A 26,811-nucleotide genomic window follows, 5' to 3' on the forward strand; every position below is an offset into this window, starting at 1 on the left:
CCTTTTTTCTTAATTGAAAATCGGGATGCTTTTTTGTTTTATGCGTGTTTTGATGACAATTTTAAATTTCCCTGATGTGATTATAAACAACAACAACATGAAAGCATTTAAGTACATTATCATTTTAGCAGTAATTTCACTTGTATTTGGTTCATGTTGTAAGATTTAGAGATTCTGATTTGGATGGATTACCAGATAATCAAGATACAGTACCTTTTAATCCGAACATCCAATAAACCGACTTATTAACAAGTAATGAACATTATTTTTGTTAAAAAAAAGCATTTAATCGATGAAATATTACATTTAAACGGATTTATTTTTGTTTGAAGACTAAATAGTATTATGTTTACAGTCCTTCATAAGCCCCTAAATCACTTATCAAGGTAATTTTATTAATCCATTCTATTTATTAAACGTTTTGTGCGTTTAAAATTCCCTCAAAAATTTTTTGATGTTTTGGCATGTTTGCCATTTAGTTAATAATCCATTCTTCCCTCGACTGGCATTTTTTGATGCTGTTTAATTATTAACAAAATAGAATCTAATAAACCCTAAATTATATAATTATGAAGACCCTAAAAATTACATTTCTATTATTAGCAGTAGTATTATTAACTGTTTCAGGACAAAGTAGCGATATTGTAGTAGATACAAATGAGACTACTTTCAAGCCACAAAAGCAGATTGATCTAATGGCTCATAATAAAGGAAAATTGAAATTACCTACTAGCGGAATTAACAAGAGTTAAATTATTCTTATACAATAAATATTAGCCCTTACTTTTTTAAGTAAGGGTTTTTATGTTTAAAATATTTTGCAACTATATTAAAGTATAAAATAAAATATTCTACATTTGGTAGCAACATTGATAAACCAATCTATTTTGCGACATTTTGTTTTTCCTTTAATTCTACTTCTTAGTTTATCTACTGTTTATTCGCAGAATGTTATACCTGAAAAGGATATTGATAGTATTCTTAAGTTAAGAAAGCTCTCTTCTGATGAAACACTTTCATTGGATGAGCGATTTTTATATGCAAAGAAAGCAAGTGAGCTCTCATTCGAAACAACTCTAGATACAACAATCTTAATAAGTAACAAGAACCTGTCATTTTTTCACATGATGATGGATAATCTTAATTTATATAGAAACCAAAGTGTTGATAACCTGAAATTGGCCAAAAAATTAAACGATTCTTCTTCAATAGCTAATGTAAATCATAATTTAGGTTATTATCATCATGCAAATCAGCAAAATGATAGTGCTTATTATTACTATTCAAATGCATTAGAAATGTATGATTACCTTAATCAAGAACGAAATGTATCTTCCGTTTTGATAAATATAGCTAGTATTCAACAGGTTGAAAATGATTTTATAGGAGCAGAAGATAATGCCATAAAAGCAATAGAAGTTTTACAAAAATTACCTAAATCTGAAAGCGTCTCAGATGATCTTTGGATTCTATATAATTTACTAGGCATCAATTCATTAAATCTTAAACTTTATCAAAACTCTCTGGAGTATCATAATGAAGCTTTAAAGATTAGTGATGATATGAAGTTTGGCAAATACAATAAACTGTATTCAATTAATAATTTAGCCTTTGTTTACAGGGAGTTAGGAGATTTAGATAAAGCAATTAGTTTATATTCTAGTTTATTAAAAAATAAAAACTTATTTGAAGAAGACCCTTCTTTCTATGCGCTAATACTAGAAAATATAGCATACACTAGATTTTTAAAAGGCGATGAGAATATTGACAATATTGAGACGCTATTTAATAGGGCTTATAAAATTAGTGATAGTATTGATGACCCAATCACCAAAATAGGTGTAACAGTTAGTATGGCTAAGTTTTATAAAGAGCTTGGTAGAAAAGAAGACGCTCTAAAATATGCTAAGGAAACTTATAATATTTCCAAAAACATAGAATCTAATGATATTTTATTAGAGTCTTTATTAATTTTATCTGAATTAAGAGAAGGAGAAGACGGTAAAACCTATCTAAACGAACATATAAAACTTAGTGATAGTTTACTCAACGTCGAGAGAAATGTACGTAATAAGTTTGCTAGAATAGAATTTGATACCGATAAAATTGAAGAGGAAAACGAACGTATTTCTCAACAACGCATGTGGTTGATGATTGTATCTGCGGTATTATTAGTGACCTTATTCTTGTTATATGTGATCATCACGCAGCGTGCAAAAAACAAAGAGTTGCAGTTTGAAAAAGATCAACAAAAAGCTAATGAAGAAATCTATAACCTCATGTTGTCACAACAGGACAAAGTAGATGAAGCTAGAGCAAATGAGAAAAAACGAATCTCACAAGAAATGCATGATGGCATTTTAGGGCGATTATTTGGAACAAGACTAAGTTTGGATAGCTTAAATTTTTCTGAAGGTAAAGAAGCCATTCAAAATAGAGCAACTTACATAAAAGAGCTAATGACTATTGAGAATGATATTCGTAAAATATCTCATGACCTTAATACCGATTTTGTTTCAGGTTCTGGTTTTATGGATATCGTTTCAGAACTTATTGAAAAGCAAACAAGTGCCTACAAACTCAAACACGAATTTGATTATACAGATGACGTGAGTTGGGAAATTGTGTCTAACAAAAATAAAATTAATATTTATAGAATTATTCAGGAGTCGCTCCAAAACATATACAAACATGCCAAAGCTGAAGGGGTTAAAATTAGTTTCCAATTAAAAAATAACGTAATTTTATTATCAATCACTGATGATGGAGAAGGATTTGATATTAATAAGAGTAAAAAAGGAATTGGTCTTAAGAATATCAACGCTAGAGTCGATGACCTAGAAGGAATGGTAGATTTTATATCAGAGATTAATAAAGGAACAACGATTAATATAAATATTCCCTATAAAACCAACCCATAATGCAGCACATTCATATTTTAATGGTTGATGACCATCCTATCATTATTGAAGGATACCAGAATACCTTGATGGCTACAAAAAATGACGATCAAACATTAGTTATTGATACGGCTAATACATGTGATGCTGCAAATTTGTTGATGGAAAGAGCTGCAGACGAGCGACCTTATGATGTTTGTTTTTTTGATATTAGTTTGCCTCCATCGTCTGATGGAAAAATCACTTCTGGGGAAGACCTTGCTAAAATAGCCAAGAATTTACTTCCCAATGCGAAGATTATAATTCTTACCATGTTTAACGAATCATATCGTATACATAGTATTGTAAAAGAAATTAATCCAGATGGTTTTTTAATTAAAAGTGATTTGACTTCTAGTGAACTTGCTGAAGCATTTCATCACATATTAATTGATCCACCATATTACAGTAGTACAGTAACCAACTTCTTAAATAAATCAGTTATTAACGAGATTTATGTAGATGAGGTTAATAGAAAAATTCTACATCTGTTAGCGCAAGGAATGAAAACTAGAAGTCTCCCAGAACATATTAATCTGTCAATGAGTGCTATAGAAAAACGAAAAAAACATCTTAAATTATTGTTTTCTATTTCAGACGGAAAAGACGAATCCTTGATTATGGAAGCTAGAAAAAAAGGCTTTTTATAATAAAATCAACTTATTTCACGGTTTTCTGTCTTAAAAACACATCTTCAAAGCCTTGTCAATTCTATAAACTACGGTTTTTCCGCATCAAGTTTACGGTTTTTCCGCACCTAAAAGTTATTATCTAAACCTATATTTGACTAGTCAACAGAATTAATTAATCCCTCTAAGTATTTTGTTGAATTAATAGCAAAGAAAAAAAACCTAACAATTCTCATTAGTTGTTAGGTTTTGTCTTTTTATACATTTAAGATTAAAATAGTACATCTTGGTACTCAACAATCTTCACAATAAAGAGCCCCAAAAAAAAGAGAGCTACCATAAACTTTAAAAATGTAGATGCTAAAAACCCTAAAAAAGAGCCAAAAGCAGCTTTAAGCGCTTTATCAAATTCACTTTTATTAATTAATTCACCTACTAAGGCACCAACAAAAGGTCCAATTATGATTCCTAAAGGAATTGGTGATAGCAAACCAAGTACTAATCCTATTGAAGTTCCAATCATACCAGCTCTGCTACCTCCAAAGCGTTTTGTTCCCATAGCAGGAATAATATAATCAAGGATCCATATAACAATGGCGACGACAAGTGTAATAATTAAAAATGTCCAATTCATTGGAATAACATCAGTAAGATGTAAAATAAGTAAGCCAATCCAACCGGTTAAAGGTCCAGGCAGGACTGGTAAAAAACTGCCAATAATTCCTAAAATCACAAAAAAGGCAGCAAGTATGGTTAAAAAAATATCCATTAAATAGTATTAAAATTCAATACGTTAGACGTTAAAGGGATTGATTTGTTACATTTTTGAACTAAAAAATTAGTTCAAACTAAGTTTTTAGTTATATTTGTGTATTCAATTTTTAAAACATGAAGCAACTTACAAAAGCAGAAGAGGAGATTATGCAGGTTCTTTGGCAACTAAAAAAGACCAATGTAAAAGACATTATTGCAGAATTGCCTGAGCCAAAACCAGCATATAATACAGTTTCTACTATAGTTAGAATTTTAGAAACTAAAGGATTTGTTGATTATGAAAAGCAAGGCAAAGGTCATTTGTATTTTCCAATTGTTCAAAAGCAAGATTACAGCAATCAGTCTATAAACACCTTGGTTGATAATTACTTTCAAGGATCTTTTCAAAGTATGGTATCATTTTTTGTAAAGAAAAACGATGTAGATCTTAAGGACATGGAAACTATTTTAAAAGAAATTAATAAAAACAACTCATAACATGCTACACTATATATTACAGGTCATTGCATTTCAACTTGGGTTTTTAGTTGTTTATGATGTGTTCCTTCGTAAAGAAACATTCTTCAATTGGAATAGAGTTTACCTTCTGGCAACTGCCATGTTATCGGTTTTGATACCCTTCATAAAGTTAGATATCGTAAAAGCCATCATGCCAGAGGAATTTGTTATTCGTTTACCAGAAGTTATTATTGGTAACGTTACTGAAACTAGTTCTATAAATCCTGATTTTGGAAACCTAGCTGGAATCACTTTTGCTTCTGAATCAACTTCGTTATGGAGTATCCTACTTTTTAGCGGTATGTGTGTTGCTTTAATAATTCTAGCTTTCAAAATTTTCAAGCTAGTATTATTGGCTTCACAACAACCAAAACACTGGAGTAATAATCTGTTGGTCATTAAGCTTATTAATAGTAATGCAGCATTTTCTTTTTTCCATTATGTGTTTTTAGGTGAAAAAATTGACACAAAAGATCGATCGTCTATTTTAGAACATGAAATGGTTCACGTCAAGCAAAAGCACACTTTAGATTTACTGTTTTTTGAAGTACTTCGAATTGTGTTTTGGTTCAATCCATTAATTTATATGTATCAAAATAGAATAGCGACGTTACACGAATATATTGCAGACGCAAAAGCAGTAAAACAACAAAGTAAAGCCGAGTACTACGACAATTTATTAGCTCAAGTTTTTGAAACCAGACAATTTTCATTTGTAAATCCATTTTTTAAACAATCATTAATCAAAAAACGAATCATTATGTTAAGTAAATCAAAATCAAAACAAATTAATATTTTAAAGTATGCCTTGTTATTTCCAATGGTGTGTTCAATGCTTATTTATACGTCATCATATGCAACAGAAAAAACTCTAGACATAGAAGAAACAGTACTAACTGAAGGTTCACAATCGAGTAATGACAAAGAAACGGTTTTAACTAAAAAAATAAAAGCAGTAATACATCAAGTTGAAATTAAAGGGAATGTAACGGCAGAAGAAGACGAAGGGTTTGAATTATTAGTCAATTTAGTGTCAGGTACTGAGTTAGATTTGGATTTGGTTAAAAATGTACAAGCGTATGCGAGTAGATCAAATCAAACAGCTTTAATGAAGGCTATTAATACCGTATTCGAACAAATTCAAGTTCAGGGAGAACTATCTGAATATGAAGAAAAATCATTAAAGAGAATGTTAGTTCTTACTTCTGAGGATGGTATAAATAATCCAGCTCTTCAAGACGTTATTGAGACAGTGGAAGTGCCTTTTGGTGTCGTTGACGAAGTTCCAGTAATGCCTGCATGTCAAAATCTGAAATCTAATGACGAACGTAAAACGTGTTTGAGTAAAAACATAGCGATGCATGTCAGTAAAAATTTCAATTTAGATCTAGCAAAAAAATTAGGATTGTCTGGTAAACAGCGTATTACTGTAATTTTTAAAATAAATGCTAAGGGAAACATTATTGATGTTAAATCTAGAGCACCTCTTCCAGAATTAGAAGTTGAAGCAAAGCGTGTTATTAATTTATTACCACAATTTACACCTGGAAAGCAAGACGGCAAAGCTGTTACTGTGCCTTATAGTTTACCTATTCTGTTTCAAATAGCACCAGATAAAAAGGAGGACAAGAAAAATTAGTGAGATTAGGATTCATCTTACAAATACAAAGTTAAAAACCGAAGCACAGTCTTCGGTTTTTAACTTTTGCGGTTAGCCTCTATAATATCTAAAAAAATTGTACTTTTCGCTTTCAGTTATACAAACATGAAACGAGTATGTTAAAAACGTTATCACCCAAAAGAAAGATTAATAGCGAACAACATGTGACCTATAGAAAAATAATAGATATTATCACATGAAACGCATATTTATTTTCTTATTGCTCATCAACATGATGTCTTGTGATTACTTCAACAAGAAGAAAGTATATTCTGAAGAGTTATTAGAAAATGAATTGGAAACGTTTTCGTGGAATGACGTAGACGAATATCCTACATTTGCATCTTGCGATTCTACCTCTGGAAAGACCAATAAAAAGCAATGTTTTGAAAACACATTAAGAGACATATTAAATACTAATTTGTCCCAATACCATATTATTGTTTCAGAGTCTATTGAGGATACGGTTAAACTTAAAATTACTATTGATAATAAAGGTGAGTTTTCAATTAGTTCTATACAAAGTAGTGCATTAACAAAACAGGAAATACCACAATTAGATAGTTTGTTGCGCCTAAGTTTAGATTCTTTACCTAAAATATATCCAGCAATTAAGCGAAGTCAGCAAGTCACAACTCAGTTTAGTTTGCCTGTGATTATTAAAATCGAATAGCTAATTTTTGCATCAATCTTAGGATTTCTACGTAGAGCCAAATGAGTGTGGCTAAAAGTCCCCAAGTTGCTAACCATTCTTTATATTTTGGAGCTTTATTTTTATAGCGTTCAATATAGTCAAAGTCTAAAAGCAATGCGAAAGACGCAACGATTGCAGCTATGCAATTAAAGACAATAGCAAACCAGGATGTTCCCCAAAGGTAACTTTTGATTCCAAAGAAACTCAAAACCCAAGAGATCAAATACACAACTATAATACTCACAGTAGCCGTAATAATTACACTTCTTAATTTTTTTGTGATTACAATAACTCTAGTTTGATAAAAGATGAGCATGACAAAAAAAGTAACTATAGTAACTCCAATTGCTTGGAAAGGCATTTCAGGGAAATGTTTATGAGCATAAGCTGAAAATCCACCAAGAAAAATACCTTTGGCAATAGTGTATAGAGGAACTAAAAAAGGAGCCCAATTTTGCCTTACAGAGATTATAACACTAATAACGATTGCAGCTAGCATACCTCCAAGTGTAAACCATTTTACAGGCATTCCACCTTCGTTAAGTTTCCAGATATAAGCAGTAATAGCAGCAATTACTAAAATACATAGTAATGATTTTACAATAATACCAGTAACAGTCATTTTCTTATTTGAATCATTCTGCTCTTCCCAGAAGTATCCTGAAAATACTGGATTATTGGTTTTGTAATTAGATAAGCGCATTACAAATTAAATTTGTAGCCTATAGAAAAGTCGGTTGAAAAATTACCTTGATTATCTAAGAACAAAGCAAAGAGTTCATTATAACCTAATGTGATAAAGCTATTTTTACTAATATTAATATCTGCTCCAACACCAAAAATAAATGGTACATCGAAAGCTGTTTCGTCAAATTCTTCAGTGGTAATAACACCATTTAGGTCAGTAACTACTGTAGCATTAGAAAAGTTAAGTGTTGCAAATTTCACATTTGCATATAAACTAAACGTTTCTTTATTAATAACTCTAAAACGATATCCTAATGCTAATTCTGTTGTAGAATATTTAATCTCATCCTGTTCAATTACATGTTTTAATTGCATAAAAACAGCATGTCTCGAAATACGTTCGGCTTCAACTACTTCTAATTCTGCTCCAAATAATGGTGTTGTTTCATTATTAGGATTAGTGACAAAAGGACTATTGGTCATACCACCAAAGACTCCAATTCTAAACTGAAGTTTACTTCTACTTACATTAGATTGATAATTACTGTCCACTGAAATATTGTATTTATCAATAAACTCCTTAAGACTAAACAATGTTAGGTTAAGACGTTTTGTAGACATGGAGTTGTTTGTCAACTCGTTAAGTAATGTTTTGTATTCTTCTTGGAATTTTCGCTCTACTTTAGTGTTTTTTAATTCTGTGATTGTATTGTCTTCAGTCCTAACAAAATAGCGGTATTTACCATCTATGATATTCCAAAGTAAATCTAATTTACCATCGACTTCGGTTTTTAATTCGAGAGTTTCTCCATTTATAGTGTAGCTTTCTTGAGCGTTTAGAAATGAAACGCTAAGAATAAAGCATATAATACAGATTATTTTTTTCATCAGGATATTGGGTTGTTATTCATGTAAATCTAACAAAAATAATTGAGAAAGTACTATTTGGTGTACGCTCTATCTTTCCATTTGTAACCCTTAAATACTGAAGTAAAAACCACGTAAACAGAAAAGAATGGATATATAAAACTTGAAAATAAGAAAGATGCCAGAAACGAGTCCTGATTAAAAAAACGTGCAGTTTTAAATAGCAATAAAAAGTCGATACTAAACTTAATTACAAATGTATAAATCAACGTTTTTAAGGAAATAAAATTAGCAAGAGTTAAAAGAGGAGAACACACTAAAAATCCATTCATTAAAAAAACTGTCAGTCCGGTGAGTTTACCAAAAAGACTGTTATAGCTAGATGTTTTAGCTGCCCAACGAACACGTTGAGAGACTAAGCTTTTTAAGGTAGACTGAGCCAAGGTTTGCACAATTGCACTCTCATTCTTTAAGTAATGAATCTGTTTGGGACATTTATAAATAGCCTTTTGTAATAAGAAAATATCATCTCCACTTGAAATGTGCGAATTGCCTTTAAAACCGTCTAATTCAATAAAAAGGGATTTGGTATAGGCTAGATTTGCACCATTACACAATATGGGTTTATTTATACCAAAACCACCAATACTCACACCTTGAAGACTTAAGAAGTCGAGCAATTGAAACCGTTTTAAAAATGAAGTTGTCTGATAGTAAGTTACTGGAGCTACTATGAATTTTGTGTCATTTTTTTGAATAAAACAATCAAAACTATCTAGCCAGTATTTTGGAAGTTTACAGTCGGCATCTGTTGTGACAATCCATTCGTATTTTGATTCGGTAATGGCTTTAGTTATCGCATCTTTTTTTGGGGAGCTTGAATTGCGATCATTAATTAATATGCTGAAATCTATCTGAGTTTTACTTAGTTTACTTCTAATAAGTTTAACCGAATCATCTTCAGAGTCATCATCAATAAATAGAATTTCAAATTTGTGCTTATCATATTTCAACTCTAAAATAGAATTCAATAAATCAGGTAAACATTCAGCTTCATTTCTAAACGGAATGACAATACTAAAATCAACTTTTGCTTTAATGTCTTCGAGGGATGTCAATTTCACCTTATCAAATCCAATGGTAAAACTGCCAATTAAAAGTAGATATAGTAGGATGATAATAATAGAAATGATCAGCATTATATATTGTTGTCTTTAGGTAAATTAAAATTCAGCACGTAGTAACTTCCAAACAAACTAGGCAATACAAAATTAAGAAGCCACATCAATGTAACGATACTAAGTGTAGTAAAATCGTTTACACCGACAATTGAAAACATATACACAGCAACACTACTTTTTATGATGACATCAAAGATAAAAACAGAAGGTATTACAGATGCTAATAAATACATAGAAGTGATAACAATCATGGCATTGTAGTAACTAACGTTCACACCAAATACATGGAGTAAATAATAGAATTGAAATGAAAACACGAGATATCTTGTAACTGATAAAGCTATTCCAAAAAATTTTGTGGTAGCCGAAATATTTTTAAAAAATTGTAATATTCGCTCAATTGAAAAGCCTTTTATTTTGTACTTGTTTTGCTTGAGTCCAAAAGCGGCGAATAGAACCACTAAAATAATTATGACCAAGAAGCGAGATGCTTTATAGTAATTTATATCCAAGTCATATTTAGAATTTAAAATGTATAATCCAATAACTCCAAATAAAACTGTTGCACCCATTTGCATCATGTTGCCTAAAAAATTTAGCAGGACTATTTTTTTTCGCTTCCCTGAAGAAAAGTAAACGGCCTTTGCGCCATATTCTCCTATTCGGTTTGGTGTAAATAAGGAAGCAGTTAAAGATCCTAAGCTTTGTTCTAATGCATTTTTAAAGCTTATTTTTTCTATGGTTGCAACCAAAGTTTTCCATTTTAAAATTTCCAAAAACCAGTTAAATAAGGTTAAAAACAGCAAAAAAAGTATGGTTTTGGTTGAAAAAGAGTCATTTTCTTTTAAAAACTGAAGAAAAACATGGAAATCGAGTTCGTCGTTTTCTGTCAATTTTTTGTAGATAAAATAAAATGCACCAACAACGATACTTAATTTAATAAGTACAAGAAAGAATTGTTTAGTTTTGTAAGGAAGGTTTCCAAAATGCATAGCACAAAATAAACCAATATAATGACATGATTTCGATTTTTAAAACTCAAAAACATAAATTATTAATAGTAACCTTATTGTTTACAGCTTTTTCATTTGCGCAAAGAAGCACTAATATGTGGAAAGCTCAAATCGCTCTAGGTTTAAATAGTCCGTCGCAATCTGGTTTTGTGGAAGGATTCGAATCAAAGTCGATGAATTTCCCGACGATTAATGCTGGATTCCAAAGGATGTTTAAACCCCAATTTGGAGCTAAACTCGATTTTGGATACAATAGATTTTCAAGTGAAGACAATTCACCAGAGTTTAAAATTAATTATTCTAGAATAAATGTACAAGTTGTATATGATCCTACAGAGAAGCTTACTTTTTTGCCGGAGCAAATTGCTTTAGTAGTTCATGCTGGACCTGGTTATACTTTTGTCAAACCATTAGGTGATTTTGCAAGTAATAAGGTATCGTTTTTAAATGTTATGGCTGGTCTTGAAGTACATTATGGTTTAAGTAAGTTCATGTCTTTGTATACTGATGTGTCTTATATTTTGGGAATGGGAAAAGATTTTGACCCAGTAATTGATGGTTTTGGATCTTTTAACGGAAACCTGTTAACCATTTCCTTCGGAATTACATTCTCGTTAAGTGGATGTCAATATTGTTAATCAATGGCTAAAGAAAAAATCATATTAGGTATTGATCCTGGAACTACAATAATGGGTTTCGGACTCATAAAAGTTGAAGGGAAGACAATGACATTCCTTCAACTCAATGAATTGGACCTAAAAAAATATAGTGATCATTATCTCAAATTAAAACTCATTTTCGAACGTACTATCGAATTGATAGATACGCATCATCCTGATGAAATTGCAATTGAAGCGCCTTTCTTTGGAAAGAATGTTCAAAGTATGTTGAAACTAGGAAGAGCTCAAGGGGTTGCTATGGCAGCAGGATTATCTCGCGAAATCCCAATTACAGAATATGCGCCTAAAAAAATAAAAATGGCGATTACCGGAAATGGAAATGCCAGTAAAGAGCAAGTGGCAAAAATGCTACAAAGTTTATTAGGGTTAAAAACCTTACCAAAAAATTTAGATTCAATGGATGGTTTAGCAGCTGCAGTTTGTCATTTTTATAATGAAGGTCGCATTGAAATTGGTAAAAGTTATTCTGGTTGGGGAAGTTTTGTAAAGCAGAATCAAGATCGTGTTAAGAAATAACTTTAGTTTATTACATTTTTAATGTCAGGCATCTATATCCACATACCATTCTGCAAACAGGCTTGCCACTATTGCGACTTTCACTTTTCTACAAGTTTAAAGAAGAGAGATGAGATGGTCGTTGCATTGGCTAAAGAAATTCAACTTAGAAAGGATGAATTTGAGAACATCACAATTGAGACTATTTATTTTGGTGGCGGAACTCCAAGTTTACTAACCATTAAAGAACTTAAGTTTTTAATAGACACTGTTTATGGTTCTTATGAAGTGGTATCAACTCCAGAAATTACCCTTGAAGCTAATCCTGATGATCTGATTAAAGCAGAACAGTCAGTTCAAACAGAATCTAAGACTATTTTTGAAGACTATAGGAGCATTGGAATCAATCGACTATCAATTGGTATTCAATCTTTTTTTGAAGAAGACCTTAAGCTCATGAATCGCGCTCACAATGCTGAAGAAGCAAAAGTATGTTTAGATGTAGCAACGCAATATTTCGATAACATTTCAGTCGATTTAATTTATGGCATTCCTGGTTTGAGTAACAATCGTTGGAAGCAAAATATAGAAATAGCCTTATCTTATAACATTCCGCATATTTCAAGCTATGCATTAACTGTCGAGCCAAAAACGGCTTTAGCAAGTTTTATAAAAAAAGGAATTATTGATAATGTCGATGATGATAAAGCTCATGAGCAATTTCATTTGCTTGTCGATACATTGGATCAAAATGGTTTTATTCACTACGAATTATCAAATTTTGGAAAGGAAGATTATTTCAGTAAAAATAATTCTGCCTATTGGCAAGGGAAATCTTATATAGGCATCGGACCTTCAGCACATTCGTTTAATGGAAAAGAACGTGGTTGGAATGTTCGTAATAATTCGAAATATATTAAGGCGATTCAAAGTGAAACGCTTCCAATAGAAACAGAGACTTTAACAACTACAGATCAATACAACGAGTATGTTATGACTGGTTTGAGAACAATTTGGGGAGTGTCTCTTCATAAAGTTAAAAAAGACTTTGGCACAGTTTTTAAGGATTATCTAATAGAACAATCAGAAGTTTTTATAAATCAACATTTATTGTATATTGATGATGAGCATTTACGAGTCACCAAAAAAGGACAATTTTTATGTGATGGAATAGCTTCAGATTTATTTAAAATTAATTTATAGTGTTAGCAACAATACAATACAACTCAAGAAAACTACAAGTAGACTTATCACAACCTTTGGATATCTCAATACCAATGCGAGCCACAAAATCGAATGTGAATGCATGGTATATTGATGAGCCAAAAATAGAACCTGTAAAAACAGATGATTGGATTGGAAGTGTTGCAGAAGGTGCAGACGTGAATTTCAATAACATTCAGTTTAATCCGCACGCTCATGGAACACATACTGAATGTGTAGGTCACATCACCAAAGAATTTCATTCTGTAAATAAAAATCTTAAACAGTTTTTCTTTTTAGCGGAAGTGATTACCGTTGCTCCTGAACAAGAAGGTGAAGATACTGTGATTTCAAAAAAACAATTCCAGTTCGCATTAGGCAATAAAAAGCGCGATGCTATTGTGATAAGAACAATTCCAAATATGAAGGATAAATTGTCTAAACAATATTCAAAAACCAATTGGACGTATTTAAAAGAAGATGCTGTTGAATATTTAGTAAGCAAAGGGATAAAGCATTTGTTAATTGATTTGCCAAGTGTTGATAAAGAAGAAGATGGAGGCGAACTTAAAGCTCATAAAGCCTTTTGGAATTTTAATGGCAAACTTCGGAAAGATTGCACAATAACCGAATTTATATACGTCTCAAATAAAATAGATGATGGTGAGTATATGCTAAATTTGCAAATTGCTCCTTTTGAAAATGATGCCTCACCAAGTAAACCGGTTTTATTTAAAGTTCTTAATAATATAAAAGTGAATTTTTAGTCTTTATTAAGAATCTTTAAAGCAATTACAATTAATATGGAAACATTTTTTATCATTATCATAAGTATCTTAGTAACCTTAGCCATTGTTACTATAGTCAAACAATTCAGTATAAAAAAACGAACAAATTCTCAATCTGTTATCCTATTAGATAAGATTAAGAAAGTTTGTAAGTTTATTACTGTTGAAGGTGATTTCGCCGAGATATATCATTATGAAGACGTTAAAGAACGTTTTCTAAAACTAGTAACTAGTCGTAAAAAAGCATTGGTGATTATTAATGCCAAAGCACATGTTGGTTTTGATTTGTCTAAAATTCAATTAGAGTCTGATACTAAAACTAAAACAGTAAAACTATTTCATTTTCCGCAGCCAGAAGTACTATCTATTGAAACCGATTTAAATTATTATGATAAGACTGATGGTATGTTTAATAAGTTTGAAGCTTCAGATTTAACCGAATTACACAACGAGGCTAAACTTCATATTATGAATAAAGTGCCAGAAAGTGGTTTGTATGAAATCGCAAAAAAAGAAGCGCTAGATTCAGTATTACTTATAGAAACCATTGTTCATACTATAGGTTGGAAGCTAGATTATTCTGCTTTAAAAATTGAAGATAAAACACCAAAAAAAATTAAGGAGTGATAGAAATATCCAAAGACAAATCACGTTTAGATATTAACCTGATTCATGAGTTTTTGACCGATACTTATTGGGCTAAAGGCAGAACAAAAGATGAAGTAAAAACATCAATTGAGCATTCTTTGTGTTTTGGCGTTTACATAGATAATAAACAAATAGGATTTGCTCGTATAGCTACCGATTATGTGGTTTTTGCCTACTTAATGGATGTATTTATTCTTACTGAACACAGAGGGAAAGGTTATTCTAAGCAATTAATGAAAGTTGTAAATGAAGAACCTTTGCTTAAATCTTGCAAGGTTTGGATGTTAAAAACTTCAGATGCTCATAAGCTTTATAATCAGTTTGGATATAGTGAGCTGAAGTATCCTGAAAAAGTAATGGAACGCTTAATAAAATGAACATAGAACAACTAAGAGAATACTGCCTCAAGAAAAAAGGAGTAACTGATGGATTTCCTTTCGATCAAGATACCCTTGTGTTTAAAGTATTAGGAAAAATGTTTGCTCTATTCCCATTAGAAAAATGGGAGAAAGGCGAAGGATCGGTCAATCTAAAATGTGATCCGGAATATTCAGAAGAGTTACGTGCCGAATATGAAAGTATTACTGCTGGTTGGCATATGAGTAAAAAACATTGGAATTCAGTGTATATCTACAAAGGCGAATTGCAGCCTAAATTTATTTTGGAGTTAATTGATCATTCTTATGATATGGTCGTTAAAGGCATGACTAAAAAAATGAGAGAAAGCTTAAAATAATAACAGTACTTTTGAATCATAAAATATAACAATGAGTTTAGAAAGAGAATTAAATAAGAGAGCAGATAGTAAATGTGAATTATGTGGTAATGACGAACATTTAAAAGTCTATACACTTGCTCCTATAAAAGATGAAAGTTTAAATAAATCGATTTTAGCATGTAAAATATGTGTTAGCCAAATTGAAGATCCAGAAACGACAGACCCAAACCATTGGAGATGTTTAAACGATAGTATGTGGAGCGAGCATCAAGCTGTGCAAGTTACTGCTTGGAGAATGTTGTCTAGATTGAGAGAAGAAGGTTGGCCTAAAGATTTGCTAGATATGATGTATTTGGAAGATGAGGTTTTAGAATTTGCTAAATCTACAGGTGAAGGTGAGGCAGATCCAGAAAAGTTAATTCATAGAGATGTTAATGGTGTAGTACTTCAAGTAGGAGATTCTGTAGTACTTATAAAAGATTTAAAAGTGAAAGGTTCTAGCTTGGTTGCTAAACAAGGAACTGCCGTTAGAAACATTCGATTAGATCACGAAAACGAAAAGTATATTGAAGGTAAAGTTGGTCCTACGCTAACTGTTATAATTACTGACTACGTGAAGAAAATATAGTTCTATAAACACAAATACAAAAAGGCTTGCAAGAAATTGCAAGCCTTTTTCAGTTAATCAATAGTATTGTATTATGCAGTAAGCTTTGTTACTAAGGATTTTAAAAGATAATTATCCATTCTTTTTTTTGTATATTACATTTTATTCATCTCCACACGAAAAAATAAATAGTATCCTATTTAAATTATTTATTTTCCCAGATTAAGGTTGTCCCAAATTAACATTAAGTATTTTATTATTAATCAATTATACTAATCTTAATTTTTAAAATTATGAAAACAACCATTAATTTTTTTGTTGCAATAGCTGTATTTGCATTGCTATTTTCTACCACAATGTCTGCACAAGATGCCAAAGCTGACCAAGCAGGACCTCAATATTATGTTATAACTACCATGCATTGGGATTTAGACTATGATACAGAAGACTCATGGGATGAGGTTGAGAAAGAATATCTTGATAAAGTCACTATGAAAAATGAGCATATTATGGGTTCTGGATTTTTTGTTCACCGCTGGACAAGTGATAATACCGAACTTAGGTATGTGCGAGTATTTGCGAATTGGGATGCAATTGAAAAAGCAGGAATACGAAACGCAGAACTTGAAAAAGAAGCGTGGCCTGATGAAGCAGCAAGAGACGCTTTTTTAAAAAAACAAGGAGATTTTTATTCAATAGATCATTCTGATGAAATTTATGCAGTAATGCCTGGCTCAAAAATCATGGCAAACAAGCCTACAGAAGATATGATTTTGTATCTACAAACAAGACATTTTGCCTATCCAGAAGATGGTTCTGCTGAAGAATTTAATAAACTTAGAATGGAGTACGTTGAAAATGTAATTCACAAAAATGAAACGATAAAGGCATATTATCCACATAGTCATGCTTGGGGAGCAGATAGAACAGTATTTATGCAAGCTTATATATTAGATAATATGGAAGATTTAGAAAACATGGGAGAAAAAAACGGAGAGCTTTTTAATGCACATTGGACAGATGAAGCTTCAAGAAATGCTTTTGGAAAGACAATGAGTAAATATCTTGCTCCAAATCATGGAGATGAAATATTTACATCTATAGCTGGTCTAAGTAAATAAAAAAATAATAGTTTTAAAAAGAGAGAGTTGAAAGACTCTCTCTTTTTATTTAGTAATGTTTTAAGTTAACAACGCCTTAATGAAATATAAATATTAATTTAGTGAAGAAATATAAAATTTCATAATGTTAGAGACAAGACCAACTTGTGAAAACTGTAATAAAGCATTGCCTTTCGATTCTTCTGAAGCGATGATTTGTACATTTGAATGTACGTTTTGTAAAGAATGTGTTGAAACAGTTTTAGAACATGTTTGTCCTAATTGTGGAGGTGGTTTTGAAAAACGTCCAACTCGCCCTAAAAATTTATTGAAAAAATATCCTGTTTCAACAACTATTGTGCATAAGCCTGTTGATCTAAAAAAACATCAAGAACGATTAAATAAAAATTAAATTCATGTCCTATTTTAAATTTCTAATAGTTGCCTTATCTTTTAGTCTTCTTTCAGTTCAAGATGTGGTTAAATCAGATTCGAGTTCAAAAGATTTCAATGCTATAATTGAAAACTATCAAGATCACGAAGGTTATGACAGAAATGAATATCCATTAGGACTTTTTACAAAAGATTATTATAAATCTGAAGCTGAATTTGCTAAAGTAAAATTAGTTGAGCTTTCTAAAATTAATCCAGAGACACTCAGTGGAACTGAACAAATTTCATTTACACTATTAAAGTTTGTGTTACAAGATCAAATTGATTTTTATGATTTTGAAGGCTATTTAAATCCGTTATTATCTGATTCAGGGTTTCACTCCAATTTAACTTATGAAGTGCGACCACTAGCAAACTATTGGCAAGTTAGAGAATATCTGAAAAAGCTAAATGCTATTCCTGAATTTGTAAATCAAAATTTGGCGCACTTAAGAGAAGGTTTAGAAAAAGGTGTGTCGCAACCAAGAATTATTTTTGAAGGTTATGAGTCTACTTACGATACGCATATCGTTGCTGATTTTGAAGACAGTTTTTACTATTCGCCATTTAAAAACCTTCCTAGTGATTTGAGTAAAAGCCAGAAAGATTCAGTTTTAACGGCTGCAAAAACAGCTATTAAAACCAACGTGACTCCTCAATTCAAAAGAATTAAGACGTTTTTTGAAACTGAATACTTACCAAAAACAAGAACAACCTTAGGAGTTTCTGAAACACCTAATGGAAACGCCTATTATCAAAACAGAATTAATTATTATACAACGAGTACACAGTATAGTGCTGATGATATTCATCAAATCGGACTCAAGGAAGTTTCTCGGATAAAATCTGAAATGGAAACGATTATCAGTGATTTAAACTTCAAGGGAAGCTTTGAAGATTTCTTTCATTTTTTAAGAACTGACAAACAGTTTTATGCAGATACACCAGAACAACTATTAATGATAGCTAGAGATATGGCAAAACGTGCAGATGCACAATTACCACGTTTCTTTAAAACTTTGCCTCGTAAACCTTATGGTGTGGCTCCAGTTCCGGATGCAATTGCACCAAAATATACAACAGGTCGTTATATTGGTACTACAAAAGAAAGTACAAATCCAGGTTATTATTGGGTGAACACCTATAATTTACCAAGTAGAACTTTATATACTATGCCATCGTTAACAGTTCATGAAGCCGTTCCTGGTCATCATTTGCAAGGGAGTTTAAATAATGAATTAGGCGACAGCATTCCTAGATTTAGAAAAAACCTGTACTTATCTGCATATGGAGAGGGTTGGGGTTTGTACTGTGAGTTTTTAGCCGAAGAAATGGGAATGTACACTACACCTTACGAACAGTTTGGGAAGCTTACATATGAAATGTGGAGAGCTTGTAGATTGGTTGTTGATACTGGCATTCATGCTAAAGGCTGGACACGTGAACAAGTCGTGGATTATATGGCTTCAAATACAGCATTATCTCTTCATGAAATTAATACGGAAACAGATCGATATATTTCTTGGCCAGGACAAGCCTTATCGTACAAAATAGGCGAGCTTAAAATCAGAGAACTTCGCACAAAGGCTGAGACCACTTTAGGTTTAAAATTTGATATTAGAGAGTTTCATGATGTTATTTTAAATCAAGGAACAGTTACACTAGCTATTTTAGAGGATAGAATCAACGATTATATTTCAAAAGTAAATTCCGATTAAGTCTTTTAAAATACTGTGAGTGTGTATTTTATCGGATAAAAAATGCCATTCATGAACGAAATCTTACCAATTATACATTTAGTCGAGTAAATAGCATAAGCTGTTTAGATTGTCGCATATTTATATCACAAATCATTGATTATAGCGCCAAAATTTACAGTAAAATTAACCTTATAATGCTATTATTATGAACTTAGAAATTACACACTTCTCAAACAACTTTTTTAAAGTAAAAGGGTCTTTAGATAGGCACAACATTCACCTGTTTAAAAGTAAATTCAGAAACATTTTTGATAAAGCTAATGCAATTACTATTAGTATTGAAGATTTAAAAAGTATAGATAGACATGGTGTTACTGCAATTGCACAATTACACAATGAATCGATTTTAAAACAAAAGCGTTTATCAATAATTGGGTTAGGATGCCAAGAGGTGTTTAACCATTTTAAAAATAAAGAACAAGAAACAACAGCAGCTTAGTAACTACAAAGCATTTTTTTGATGATTAAAAAAGGCATCTGCCTGCAGTTGCATTAATTCCCTAGCTTTTTTGCGTTTATAAGCATAGAGCTCATCCTCTTCAGCAATATCGTTGTAAATTTTATTATTGAGTGTTTGATCAGTTTTTAAAAGAACTTTACGCTCGTTTACTTTCTGCTCTACCCAAGTTTTAACAGCAGTTTCTGCATCTTCTAACTTATAATCATATTCTCCCTTAGGAGATAAAAGTTTCGCGAATATAGGTGACGTTTCAATAGCCAAAAACAACAGTAAAATAAAAAGTGATGGTAACCAAGGTAATTCACCTAAAGCATTAACACGAGCCATTAAACCATCAAAACCATCAATAATAGGCTGTGACGTTACAACTTGAGTGTCATAATCTGTTTTTAATTGCACTATCTGATTTTCAACAGATGCAATTTTTGCTTTATTATCTGCTTTGAGTTGTTGTAATTCTGCTAAAGCGGCATCGTGTTTTTCTCGTTTTTCTTTGTACACAGGACCTTTTCCTAAAAGTTGCGTGCCTGCAGTTCCCTCAGCTTCTGAAATGTAAGTGTCGTAAAGTGCATTAACTTCAGTTTCTTTAGTGTTTATTTGAGATTGTAATGCTTTTGCATCATCTTCAAGTGCTAGAACATTTGGAGTGAATTGTTGTGCGATTTGGGTCTTATTTGCTAGAGTTAAATCGTTCTTTTGTTCTAAAAGGACCTGATTGATTTCCTTCTCGAAAATCTTTAATTCTAAAGGTTTTGAAATCACAACAGCAATTATCACTGCTAAGATTAATCTTGGTGACGCTTGTATGATTTCATCAATTATATTGTCACGTTTTTTAATTGTTGACACAATAAAACGATCTAAATTAAAGATTAATAATCCCCAAACAAAACCAAAACCTATAGCTGCATAAAGATTGTCAAAAACAGTATATAATGCATAGCTACAAGCAATAAATGCCATTACAGCAGTAAAAAATACTGTGGCGCCAATGCCAGCAAATTTGTTTTGTTCGCCAATAGAGCAATTTTCTAGAATGTCTGTATCAGAACCTGAACAGATGATGAAGAATTTTTTAAGCATAATGATTTGATTTTGATTGATTGTCTATTAGAACGCAAAAAAGCCTCAGATGTTACACTTTTTATGAAGAAAAAGACCTTTCCAACTCAAATCTTCTGATTTTGTTAGAAAGGCCTTACAATTTTTGTAATCTGACTAATGAAATTTTAATCAGAGATCCTTTTACCTAAAACACCAACTAATTTTGGTCTAGGTTAAATGATAACATTGTTAGATTCATATGAAGTTATTAAGTCTGAATCTTTGTTATGTCGTAGATGTTTTAAGGCGTCTTTAAAAGTCACCTCTTTTTGTTCTATAAAGAACTTTGCACCATGTCTATTCATAACCTTTACATGACTTATAATATTTCCACGATTTGGTTTTGGAAGATCTTTTTGTACTCTATCATCGTTTATTTTGGGTCCTGTACTTAGAAAAACTTTGGGCTTATTTGTTTCATTATTTTTAGTAACAAAATTAAGCGTATTGTTTTTTTTATAAAGTCTGATGGCTCTATCTGAAGAAATGACTCTTCCTTGATAATAAAACTCTGCATTTTTTTTAGCCATGTCTACAATATGATCTCCAGTTGAATTTGCTGTTGGTACAGGTGCTTTTTTATCTTGAATTGACTTGGTCTTTGTTTTCTTTTCAGTTTTTATTTTTTTCTTTTCTTTTGAACCTTTTTCGGTCTTCGGAGCTTTCTCAACTTTCGGAGCTTTCTCAACTTTCGGAGTTTTTGGTTCTTTCGGAGCTTTTGGTTCTTTTGGTTCTTTTGGAGGTGGTGGTATGTTTAATACTCCCTCTTGATTTTGTTTGTTTTTTTTAAACTCTACAACGACTTCGTCATTGGAATACACTTTAGTAATGTATTGACCAGGAATAACATCTGATGCGTTTATTTGTGAATCACTTAGAACCTTTCCGGATTTCGATACTTCAAAACCTTTTCGGTTATAATACTTAGTGCTGTTATCGTTCTTTACAAAATAGTGCGCAGCACCATTAATTTTAATAAATCCAGTTTTGGTATGATTATCCTTTTTTACTTTAGGTGGAGCAGGAGGTTGAGGTGGACATTCTGGAAAAGGTTGAGCGTTTTTCTTTTGTTCTACACTCATTAAACCATAAAGTGTTTCAAGACGCTTGATGTCCTTAAGTTTTATAATACGTTTGTCTTTTGGTTGTGCATTGTACTGTTTTGCAAGTTTGTTGTACTCTGAAACTTCTTTAGAAGATGCTGTTTTTTGTGTGTCGTTTTGAATAATTGTAATAACAGTGTTTTTACTTAGATATGCTGCATTGTTTTTATGCTGCTCATTAAAGTACATGTTAGAATATAGGTTTACTTGATGGAAATATTTGCCGTAGTCTACAGCATTTTTTTCTAGTTTACTTTCGTTAAATAAACTAAAGTCAGATGGTGAGAATGTGTCTAGTGAACTATTACTTATTTGTTTGTCGCCATACCAAACACCATAAGTTTTAGAATCTTTCCAACGGTTTAAATCAGATTGGGTAGGTGATTTTCTTTTAATTTGTCCATTAAGTGGAAGCAACCTGTCCTTCTCTTCTTGAGTTAATTCATAATAGCTTTTAGTTGCAATTACTTTTCCGTTTGTGTCCTTAAACATGAATGTGACATACTTATAATAAGCCGCTTTGTCCGTCTTTGCATTATTAACTGACTCTTCTAATGAATTTTCTAAAGTAGTTTCTTTTTCAATTTCTATTTTTTCGCTGAAACCGTATAGCGTGAATGCAATTAAAGGAAAAAGTAAAAGACTTCTAAACCAAACTGATGTTTTTGATGTTCTTGTGTTCATAACTGTAAATCGTTTTTTGATAGATGAATAATTAATGGCGTTTGCCAATTGATGATTAGTCGCTTTTGATGAGAAAGCCAATATGATATTTTGATAGGTTGACGGCTGAATGCCATTTTTTAAAACAGCAGAATCTGCTAGAAATTCGTGATTTAGTTTTATGTCTTTTTTGATGAAATAAATTAAAGGATTAAACCAGAATGCAATTTGTAGAAGTTCTAAAATAATGATATCAAGACTATGCTTTTGTTTTGCATGTGTCTGTTCATGTAAAATGACTTCAGTAGGAATGTCATTAGTTTCAAACTTATGTTTATTCAAAAAGATGTAATTGAAAAACGTATGAGGTACTGCTAAGTTTTTTACTAAAACATTTATAAATGGATTAGAATTAAATTTAGGGCTGCGCTTAATTCTGGAAATGATTTGAGTTAAGTTGACACAAAACTTAATTAAAAAAAACAAAGCGCCTATAGCATAAATCAAATATAATATAATGGGTAAATAATTTACTTTTTCTTCTATTATAGCAGTATCACTAATCATTAAGTCATTAGTCGTCGATACCAATTGTAATTCTGAAATAACGGGTTCTACATACTCTATGAAAGTCATAAAAGGAATAACAAAGGCTAATCCTAGAGCGCTTAATAGATATAGGCGTTTGAGTTTATGAGCGCTTGTTTTTTCTAAGATCAATTTATAGAAGATCATAAAGATCGCAAGACAAGCGCTGGACTTTAAAAGATAAATCAACATGATTACTTATTTTTAATTTCGTTATCTATTAAGGCTTTTAAATCTTCTAATTCTTCTTTAGTCAAATTCGTTTCTTTAGTAAAGAATGATGCAAATTGACTTGCACTATCGTCAAAAAATGTCTTTATTAATGAATTCATATGCTTTGAGAAGTAATCTTTTTTCTTAACCAATGGTATGTATTCTCTAGATTTCCCGTAGAGTTTGTATGCTACAAAACCTTTATCTATCATGCGTTTTAAGAGCGTGGCCACAGTTGTTGTCGCTGGTTTTGGTTCTGGGTAGGCGACAAGTAAATCTTTCATGAATGCCTTTTCTAATTTCCACAAATGTTGCATGAGTTGTTCTTCCGTTTTTGACAATTGCATTCTTCTACATGTTTAGAGTTAATTCTACAAATGTAGAACAAAAAAGCTAATTTCCAAATTACACCAACTCTTATTTTGTTAAAATCCACTATATTTGGTAAAAATTAAAAGAAAAATTGCCCACAATGAATACTTTTAGATCTACTATTATATGCTTTTTTTTATGTGTGTTTAGTTCCTATGCGCAATCCATTCAAGATATTATTGATGCGGTTGATTTAGACAATTTATCACTTACACTAAGAGAATTTACTGGAGAAATAACAACTGTTGTTGATGAAAATACAGTTACAATAACGAATAGACAACAAGCAAATAATGAATTAGCTGGTGACTATTTAGTTCAAAAGCTTGAGGAATTGGACAATATCACTATAAATGATCAACAGTTTGATTCTAATGGGAGAAATATAATTGCAACGCAACTAGGTAAGACCAATCCAAACAATATTTATATTATTTGTGCGCATTATGATTCTGTAGCAGATTATTGCGCAGATGATAACGCAACAGGTACAGCTGCTGTTTTGGAAGCCGCAAGAATCCTTTCAACTCAGTGTTTAGATAATACAATAGTTTATGCTTTGTGGGATGAAGAAGAAACTGGACTAAATGGGTCATCATTTTATGCTGCACAAGCTGCTGGTAATGGTGACAATATTTTAGGTGTTTTAAATTTAGATATGATGGGATATGATGGTGATGCTCCAGGAACTGCAGGCGATAATCAATTTGATATTGATATTAGAGATTTTGCTGGTTCTATCGATATGAAAGACGATATTGTTGCAGTGTTAAATAGTTATACTTTCGACTTGAGTGTTATTGTGGTAAATCCCGGAACTTTTTCAAGTGATCATTCTAGTTTTTGGGCTAATGATTATTCTGCAGTTTTGTTAGGGGAATCATGGGAAACCAATGATCAAACTCCTTTTTATCATTCATCTGGAGATCGTTTTAGCACTATTGATTTACCTTATTTTCATGAGTTGACGAAGCTAACAACCGCTTATATGGCAACTGTTGGAGGATTAGTAAATGTTGATAATGGTGTTAGTCAGACGGTTACAACATTAACTGCAAATCAAGCTTCTGCATCATACCAATGGATAAATTGTGATACAAGTTCTTCGATTTCTGGTGCCACATCACAATCTTATATACCTTCGGTAAGTGGGAATTATGCTGTTGAAATTACTTCAGGGACTTGTACAGAATTAAGTGAATGTATCGTATTTGATACATTAGGTCTAGATGATTTCTTAGCGTCAGAAATTAAAGTCTTTCCTAATCCTGTAAAGACAAATCTTAATATTGAAATCACTAATAATACCGAATCTATTGCTTTAGACTTATTTGATGTGTCTGGAAAATTAGTATTACAAAAGAGTATTACCAACGAAGTAATTTCATTAAATATGAAAAATTTACCTCGAGGTGTTTATTTCTTAAAAGTGTCATCTTCTGAAAAAACAGGAACCTATAAAATTGTAAAAGAATAGTCTTACTAGCTATTTCTTTAACTCTGTAAAGTATTTATAAAATAACGGAATAGTTTCTATCCCTTTAAAATAGTTCCATACTCCAAAATGTTCGTTAGGAGAATGAATGGCATCACTATTTAATCCGAATCCCATTAAAATGGTTTTACTTTTTAATTCTTGTTCAAAAAGTGATACTATAGGAATACTTCCTCCACTACGTTGTGGGATTGGTGTTTTACCAAATGTATCTTGATAAGCCATTGATGCAGCTTTATATCCAATACTATCAATAGGAGTTACATAACCTTGTCCACCATGATGAGGCTTTACCTTGACTCGTACACCAGCGGGAGCAATGCTTTCAAAATGAACTGTAAATAATTCTGTAATCTCTTCCCATTCTTGATTAGGTACTAATCGCATAGATATTTTTGCATAGGCCTTACTAGCAATAACGGTTTTTGCACCTTCACCTATATATCCTCCCCAAATTCCATTTACATCAAGTGTTGGTCTTATAGAATTTCGTTCGTTGGTTGTGTAACCTTTTTCGCCATAAACAGAATCAATGTCTATTGATTTTTGGTAACCTTCTAATGAGAAAGGAGCCTTAGCCATTTCTGCTCTTTCTTCATCAGAGAGATCTTCTACTTTATCATAAAAACCAGGAATTGTAATGTGATTGTTTTCATCATGTAGTGACGCAATCATTTTTGTAAGAATATTTATTGGGTTTGCTACAGCGCCTCCATATAAACCAGAATGCAGGTCTCTATTTGGTCCTGTCACTTCAACTTCAACATAACTTAAACCTCTTAACCCAGTGGTAATTGATGGTACATCTTGTGCAATCATTCCAGTGTCAGAAATTAAGATTACATCATTTTTAAGTTTTTCCTGGTTGTTTTTTACAAATTTAGAAAGGTTCACACTTCCAACTTCTTCCTCACCTTCAATCATAAACTTCACATTACAGGGCAATTGGTCAGTTTCAGTCATAAACTCCATGGCTTTAACATGCATGTACATTTGTCCTTTGTCATCACACGCACCACGAGCAAAAATTGCGCCTTCCGGGTGAATATCAGTTTTTTTGATAACCGGTTCATAAGGTGGCGAATCCCATAATTCTAATGGATCGGCTGGTTGAACGTCATAATGTCCGTAAACCAATACAGTCGGAAGATTTTCATCAATCATTTTTTCACCATAAACAATTGGGAAGCCATCCGTTTCGCAAATTTCCACATGATCACAGCCAGCTTTTAATAGACTTTCTTTAATGACATCTGCAGTTTTAAATACATGATCTTTAAATGCTGGATCTGCACTAACTGAAGGTATTTTAAGGAGGTCGATTAGTTCATTTAGAAACCGGTCTTTATGGTCTTTTATATACGATTGAATGTGTTGCATGGGTAACTATTTTTAGATTCTTTCAAAAATACGAAAATGAAGATGATTTTTTCGCAATTA

The 26,811-nt window shown here is 31.7% G+C and carries 28 protein-coding genes; 19 read left to right on the forward strand and 9 right to left on the reverse strand.

All coding sequences use genetic code 11. From position 1 onward, the window contains the following. Positions 1-569 precede the first annotated feature (569 nt). From RH81_RS09530 to RH81_RS09540, 3 genes are all read left to right on the forward strand, one after another. The gene (locus RH81_RS09530; protein ID WP_033959943.1) at positions 570-752 is read left to right on the forward strand and encodes a hypothetical protein; all 183 of its coding nucleotides are present in this window, start codon (positions 570-572) and stop codon (positions 750-752) included. A 135-nt stretch (positions 753-887) separates the two neighbouring features. Beyond that, entirely contained in the window at positions 888-2,921 is a 2,034-nt protein-coding gene (locus tag RH81_RS09535) for a tetratricopeptide repeat-containing sensor histidine kinase (RefSeq protein WP_152604816.1), read from the forward strand. After that, the gene (locus tag RH81_RS09540) at positions 2,921-3,589 is read left to right on the forward strand and encodes a response regulator (protein ID WP_033959945.1); all 669 of its coding nucleotides are present in this window, start codon (positions 2,921-2,923) and stop codon (positions 3,587-3,589) included. The genes RH81_RS09535 and RH81_RS09540 overlap by 1 nt, the downstream gene beginning before the upstream one ends. Positions 3,590-3,839: 250 nt before the next feature. Here RH81_RS09540 and RH81_RS09545 read toward each other — a convergent pair whose 3' ends face one another. Next, positions 3,840-4,337, reverse strand: a complete 498-nt coding sequence (locus RH81_RS09545; RefSeq protein ID WP_033959946.1) for a DUF456 domain-containing protein — start codon at positions 4,335-4,337, stop codon at positions 3,840-3,842. Between the two features lie 119 nt (positions 4,338-4,456). Here RH81_RS09545 and RH81_RS09550 point away from each other — a divergent pair, with 119 nt between their 5' ends. The 3 genes from RH81_RS09550 to RH81_RS09560 all read left to right on the forward strand — a co-directional run bounded on the left by RH81_RS09550 (position 4,457) and on the right by RH81_RS09560 (position 7,173). After that, a complete protein-coding gene (locus RH81_RS09550) occupies positions 4,457-4,819 on the forward strand; it encodes a BlaI/MecI/CopY family transcriptional regulator (protein WP_033959947.1) in 363 nt (120 codons plus the stop codon). Position 4,820: 1 nt separating this feature from the next. Continuing rightward, entirely contained in the window at positions 4,821-6,479 is a 1,659-nt protein-coding gene (locus tag RH81_RS09555) for a M56 family metallopeptidase (RefSeq protein ID WP_033959948.1), read from the forward strand. Positions 6,480-6,696: 217 nt separating this feature from the next. Further along, complete coding sequence (locus tag RH81_RS09560; protein ID WP_033959949.1) at positions 6,697-7,173, forward strand: hypothetical protein; 477 nt, start codon at positions 6,697-6,699, stop codon at positions 7,171-7,173. Here the strand turns inward: RH81_RS09560 and RH81_RS09565 are convergent. Genes RH81_RS09565 through RH81_RS09580 form a run of 4 tightly spaced genes read right to left on the reverse strand, consistent with a single transcriptional unit; the run spans position 7,160 to position 10,921 of the window. Beyond that, complete coding sequence (locus RH81_RS09565) at positions 7,160-7,897, reverse strand: Bax inhibitor-1/YccA family protein (RefSeq protein WP_033959950.1); 738 nt, start codon at positions 7,895-7,897, stop codon at positions 7,160-7,162. The genes RH81_RS09560 and RH81_RS09565 overlap by 14 nt on opposite strands. Beyond that, complete coding sequence (locus RH81_RS09570) at positions 7,897-8,769, reverse strand: outer membrane beta-barrel protein (RefSeq protein ID WP_033959951.1); 873 nt, start codon at positions 8,767-8,769, stop codon at positions 7,897-7,899. The genes RH81_RS09565 and RH81_RS09570 overlap by 1 nt, the downstream gene beginning before the upstream one ends. A 53-nt stretch (positions 8,770-8,822) precedes the next feature. Beyond that, positions 8,823-9,947, reverse strand: coding sequence for a glycosyltransferase (locus tag RH81_RS09575; protein ID WP_033959956.1), 1,125 nt, complete (start codon positions 9,945-9,947; stop codon positions 8,823-8,825). Continuing rightward, a complete protein-coding gene (locus RH81_RS09580; protein ID WP_033959957.1) occupies positions 9,947-10,921 on the reverse strand; it encodes a lysylphosphatidylglycerol synthase domain-containing protein in 975 nt (324 codons plus the stop codon). The genes RH81_RS09575 and RH81_RS09580 overlap by 1 nt, the downstream gene beginning before the upstream one ends. Before the next feature lie 26 nt (positions 10,922-10,947). On the opposite strand from RH81_RS09580, the gene RH81_RS09585 reads away from it, so the two are divergent. The 12 genes from RH81_RS09585 (at position 10,948) to RH81_RS09640 (ending at position 19,812) form a co-directional block, all read left to right on the forward strand. Then, positions 10,948-11,580: an outer membrane beta-barrel protein gene (locus RH81_RS09585; protein ID WP_033959959.1), complete on the forward strand. Its 633-nt coding sequence runs from the start codon at positions 10,948-10,950 to the stop codon at positions 11,578-11,580. Positions 11,581-11,583: 3 nt separating this feature from the next. Then, positions 11,584-12,138 carry a crossover junction endodeoxyribonuclease RuvC gene (ruvC, locus tag RH81_RS09590; RefSeq protein WP_033959960.1) on the forward strand — a complete coding sequence of 185 codons (555 nt, stop codon included), beginning with the start codon at positions 11,584-11,586 and terminating at the stop codon, positions 12,136-12,138. A gap of 21 nt (positions 12,139-12,159) precedes the next feature. Beyond that, a complete protein-coding gene (gene hemW / locus RH81_RS09595) occupies positions 12,160-13,320 on the forward strand; it encodes a radical SAM family heme chaperone HemW (RefSeq protein ID WP_033959962.1) in 1,161 nt (386 codons plus the stop codon). After that, positions 13,320-14,087 (forward strand): cyclase family protein, encoded by a 768-nt coding sequence (locus tag RH81_RS09600; protein ID WP_033959963.1) that lies wholly within the window; start codon positions 13,320-13,322, stop codon positions 14,085-14,087. The genes hemW and RH81_RS09600 overlap by 1 nt, the downstream gene beginning before the upstream one ends. Before the next feature lie 36 nt (positions 14,088-14,123). After that, the gene (locus RH81_RS09605) at positions 14,124-14,735 is read left to right on the forward strand and encodes a DUF4230 domain-containing protein (protein ID WP_033959964.1); all 612 of its coding nucleotides are present in this window, start codon (positions 14,124-14,126) and stop codon (positions 14,733-14,735) included. Beyond that, on the forward strand, positions 14,732-15,133 hold the full coding sequence (locus tag RH81_RS09610) for a GNAT family N-acetyltransferase (protein ID WP_033959966.1): 402 nt from the start codon (positions 14,732-14,734) through the stop codon (positions 15,131-15,133). Before RH81_RS09605 ends, RH81_RS09610 begins: the two co-directional genes overlap by 4 nt. Beyond that, positions 15,130-15,492, forward strand: a complete 363-nt coding sequence (locus tag RH81_RS09615) for an MmcQ/YjbR family DNA-binding protein (protein WP_033959967.1) — start codon at positions 15,130-15,132, stop codon at positions 15,490-15,492. Before RH81_RS09610 ends, RH81_RS09615 begins: the two co-directional genes overlap by 4 nt. A 31-nt stretch (positions 15,493-15,523) precedes the next feature. Then, a complete protein-coding gene (locus tag RH81_RS09620) occupies positions 15,524-16,102 on the forward strand; it encodes a PhnA domain-containing protein (protein WP_033959968.1) in 579 nt (192 codons plus the stop codon). Between the two features lie 272 nt (positions 16,103-16,374). After that, positions 16,375-17,202, forward strand: a complete 828-nt coding sequence (locus RH81_RS09625) for a hypothetical protein (RefSeq protein WP_033959969.1) — start codon at positions 16,375-16,377, stop codon at positions 17,200-17,202. A gap of 124 nt (positions 17,203-17,326) precedes the next feature. After that, a complete protein-coding gene (locus RH81_RS09630) occupies positions 17,327-17,593 on the forward strand; it encodes a DUF1272 domain-containing protein (protein WP_033959970.1) in 267 nt (88 codons plus the stop codon). A gap of 4 nt (positions 17,594-17,597) precedes the next feature. Continuing rightward, positions 17,598-19,331 (forward strand): DUF885 domain-containing protein, encoded by a 1,734-nt coding sequence (locus tag RH81_RS09635; protein WP_033959971.1) that lies wholly within the window; start codon positions 17,598-17,600, stop codon positions 19,329-19,331. Positions 19,332-19,518: 187 nt separating this feature from the next. Next, positions 19,519-19,812: an STAS domain-containing protein gene (locus tag RH81_RS09640; protein ID WP_033959973.1), complete on the forward strand. Its 294-nt coding sequence runs from the start codon at positions 19,519-19,521 to the stop codon at positions 19,810-19,812. Between the two features lie 3 nt (positions 19,813-19,815). Here the strand turns inward: RH81_RS09640 and RH81_RS09645 are convergent, their stop codons facing one another. The 3 genes from RH81_RS09645 to RH81_RS09655 all read right to left on the reverse strand — a co-directional run bounded on the left by RH81_RS09645 (position 19,816) and on the right by RH81_RS09655 (position 23,851). Further along, complete coding sequence (locus RH81_RS09645) at positions 19,816-20,916, reverse strand: DUF4407 domain-containing protein (protein WP_033959974.1); 1,101 nt, start codon at positions 20,914-20,916, stop codon at positions 19,816-19,818. Between the two features lie 194 nt (positions 20,917-21,110). Next, positions 21,111-23,339 carry a M56 family metallopeptidase gene (locus tag RH81_RS16505; RefSeq protein ID WP_161791981.1) on the reverse strand — a complete coding sequence of 743 codons (2,229 nt, stop codon included), beginning with the start codon at positions 23,337-23,339 and terminating at the stop codon, positions 21,111-21,113. 146 nt (positions 23,340-23,485) lie between these two features. Beyond that, positions 23,486-23,851 (reverse strand): BlaI/MecI/CopY family transcriptional regulator, encoded by a 366-nt coding sequence (locus RH81_RS09655; RefSeq protein ID WP_033959975.1) that lies wholly within the window; start codon positions 23,849-23,851, stop codon positions 23,486-23,488. A gap of 125 nt (positions 23,852-23,976) precedes the next feature. Here RH81_RS09655 and RH81_RS09660 point away from each other — a divergent pair, with 125 nt between their 5' ends. Further along, the gene (locus tag RH81_RS09660; RefSeq protein WP_033959977.1) at positions 23,977-25,353 is read left to right on the forward strand and encodes a M28 family peptidase; all 1,377 of its coding nucleotides are present in this window, start codon (positions 23,977-23,979) and stop codon (positions 25,351-25,353) included. Between the two features lie 9 nt (positions 25,354-25,362). Here RH81_RS09660 and RH81_RS09665 read toward each other — a convergent pair whose 3' ends face one another. Then, positions 25,363-26,751, reverse strand: coding sequence for a dipeptidase (locus tag RH81_RS09665; RefSeq protein WP_033959979.1), 1,389 nt, complete (start codon positions 26,749-26,751; stop codon positions 25,363-25,365). Positions 26,752-26,811: the final 60 nt, after the last annotated feature.

It is taken from the genome of Psychroserpens jangbogonensis, assembly GCF_000797465.1.
GTDB classification, from domain to species: Bacteria; Bacteroidota; Bacteroidia; order Flavobacteriales; family Flavobacteriaceae; genus Psychroserpens; species Psychroserpens jangbogonensis.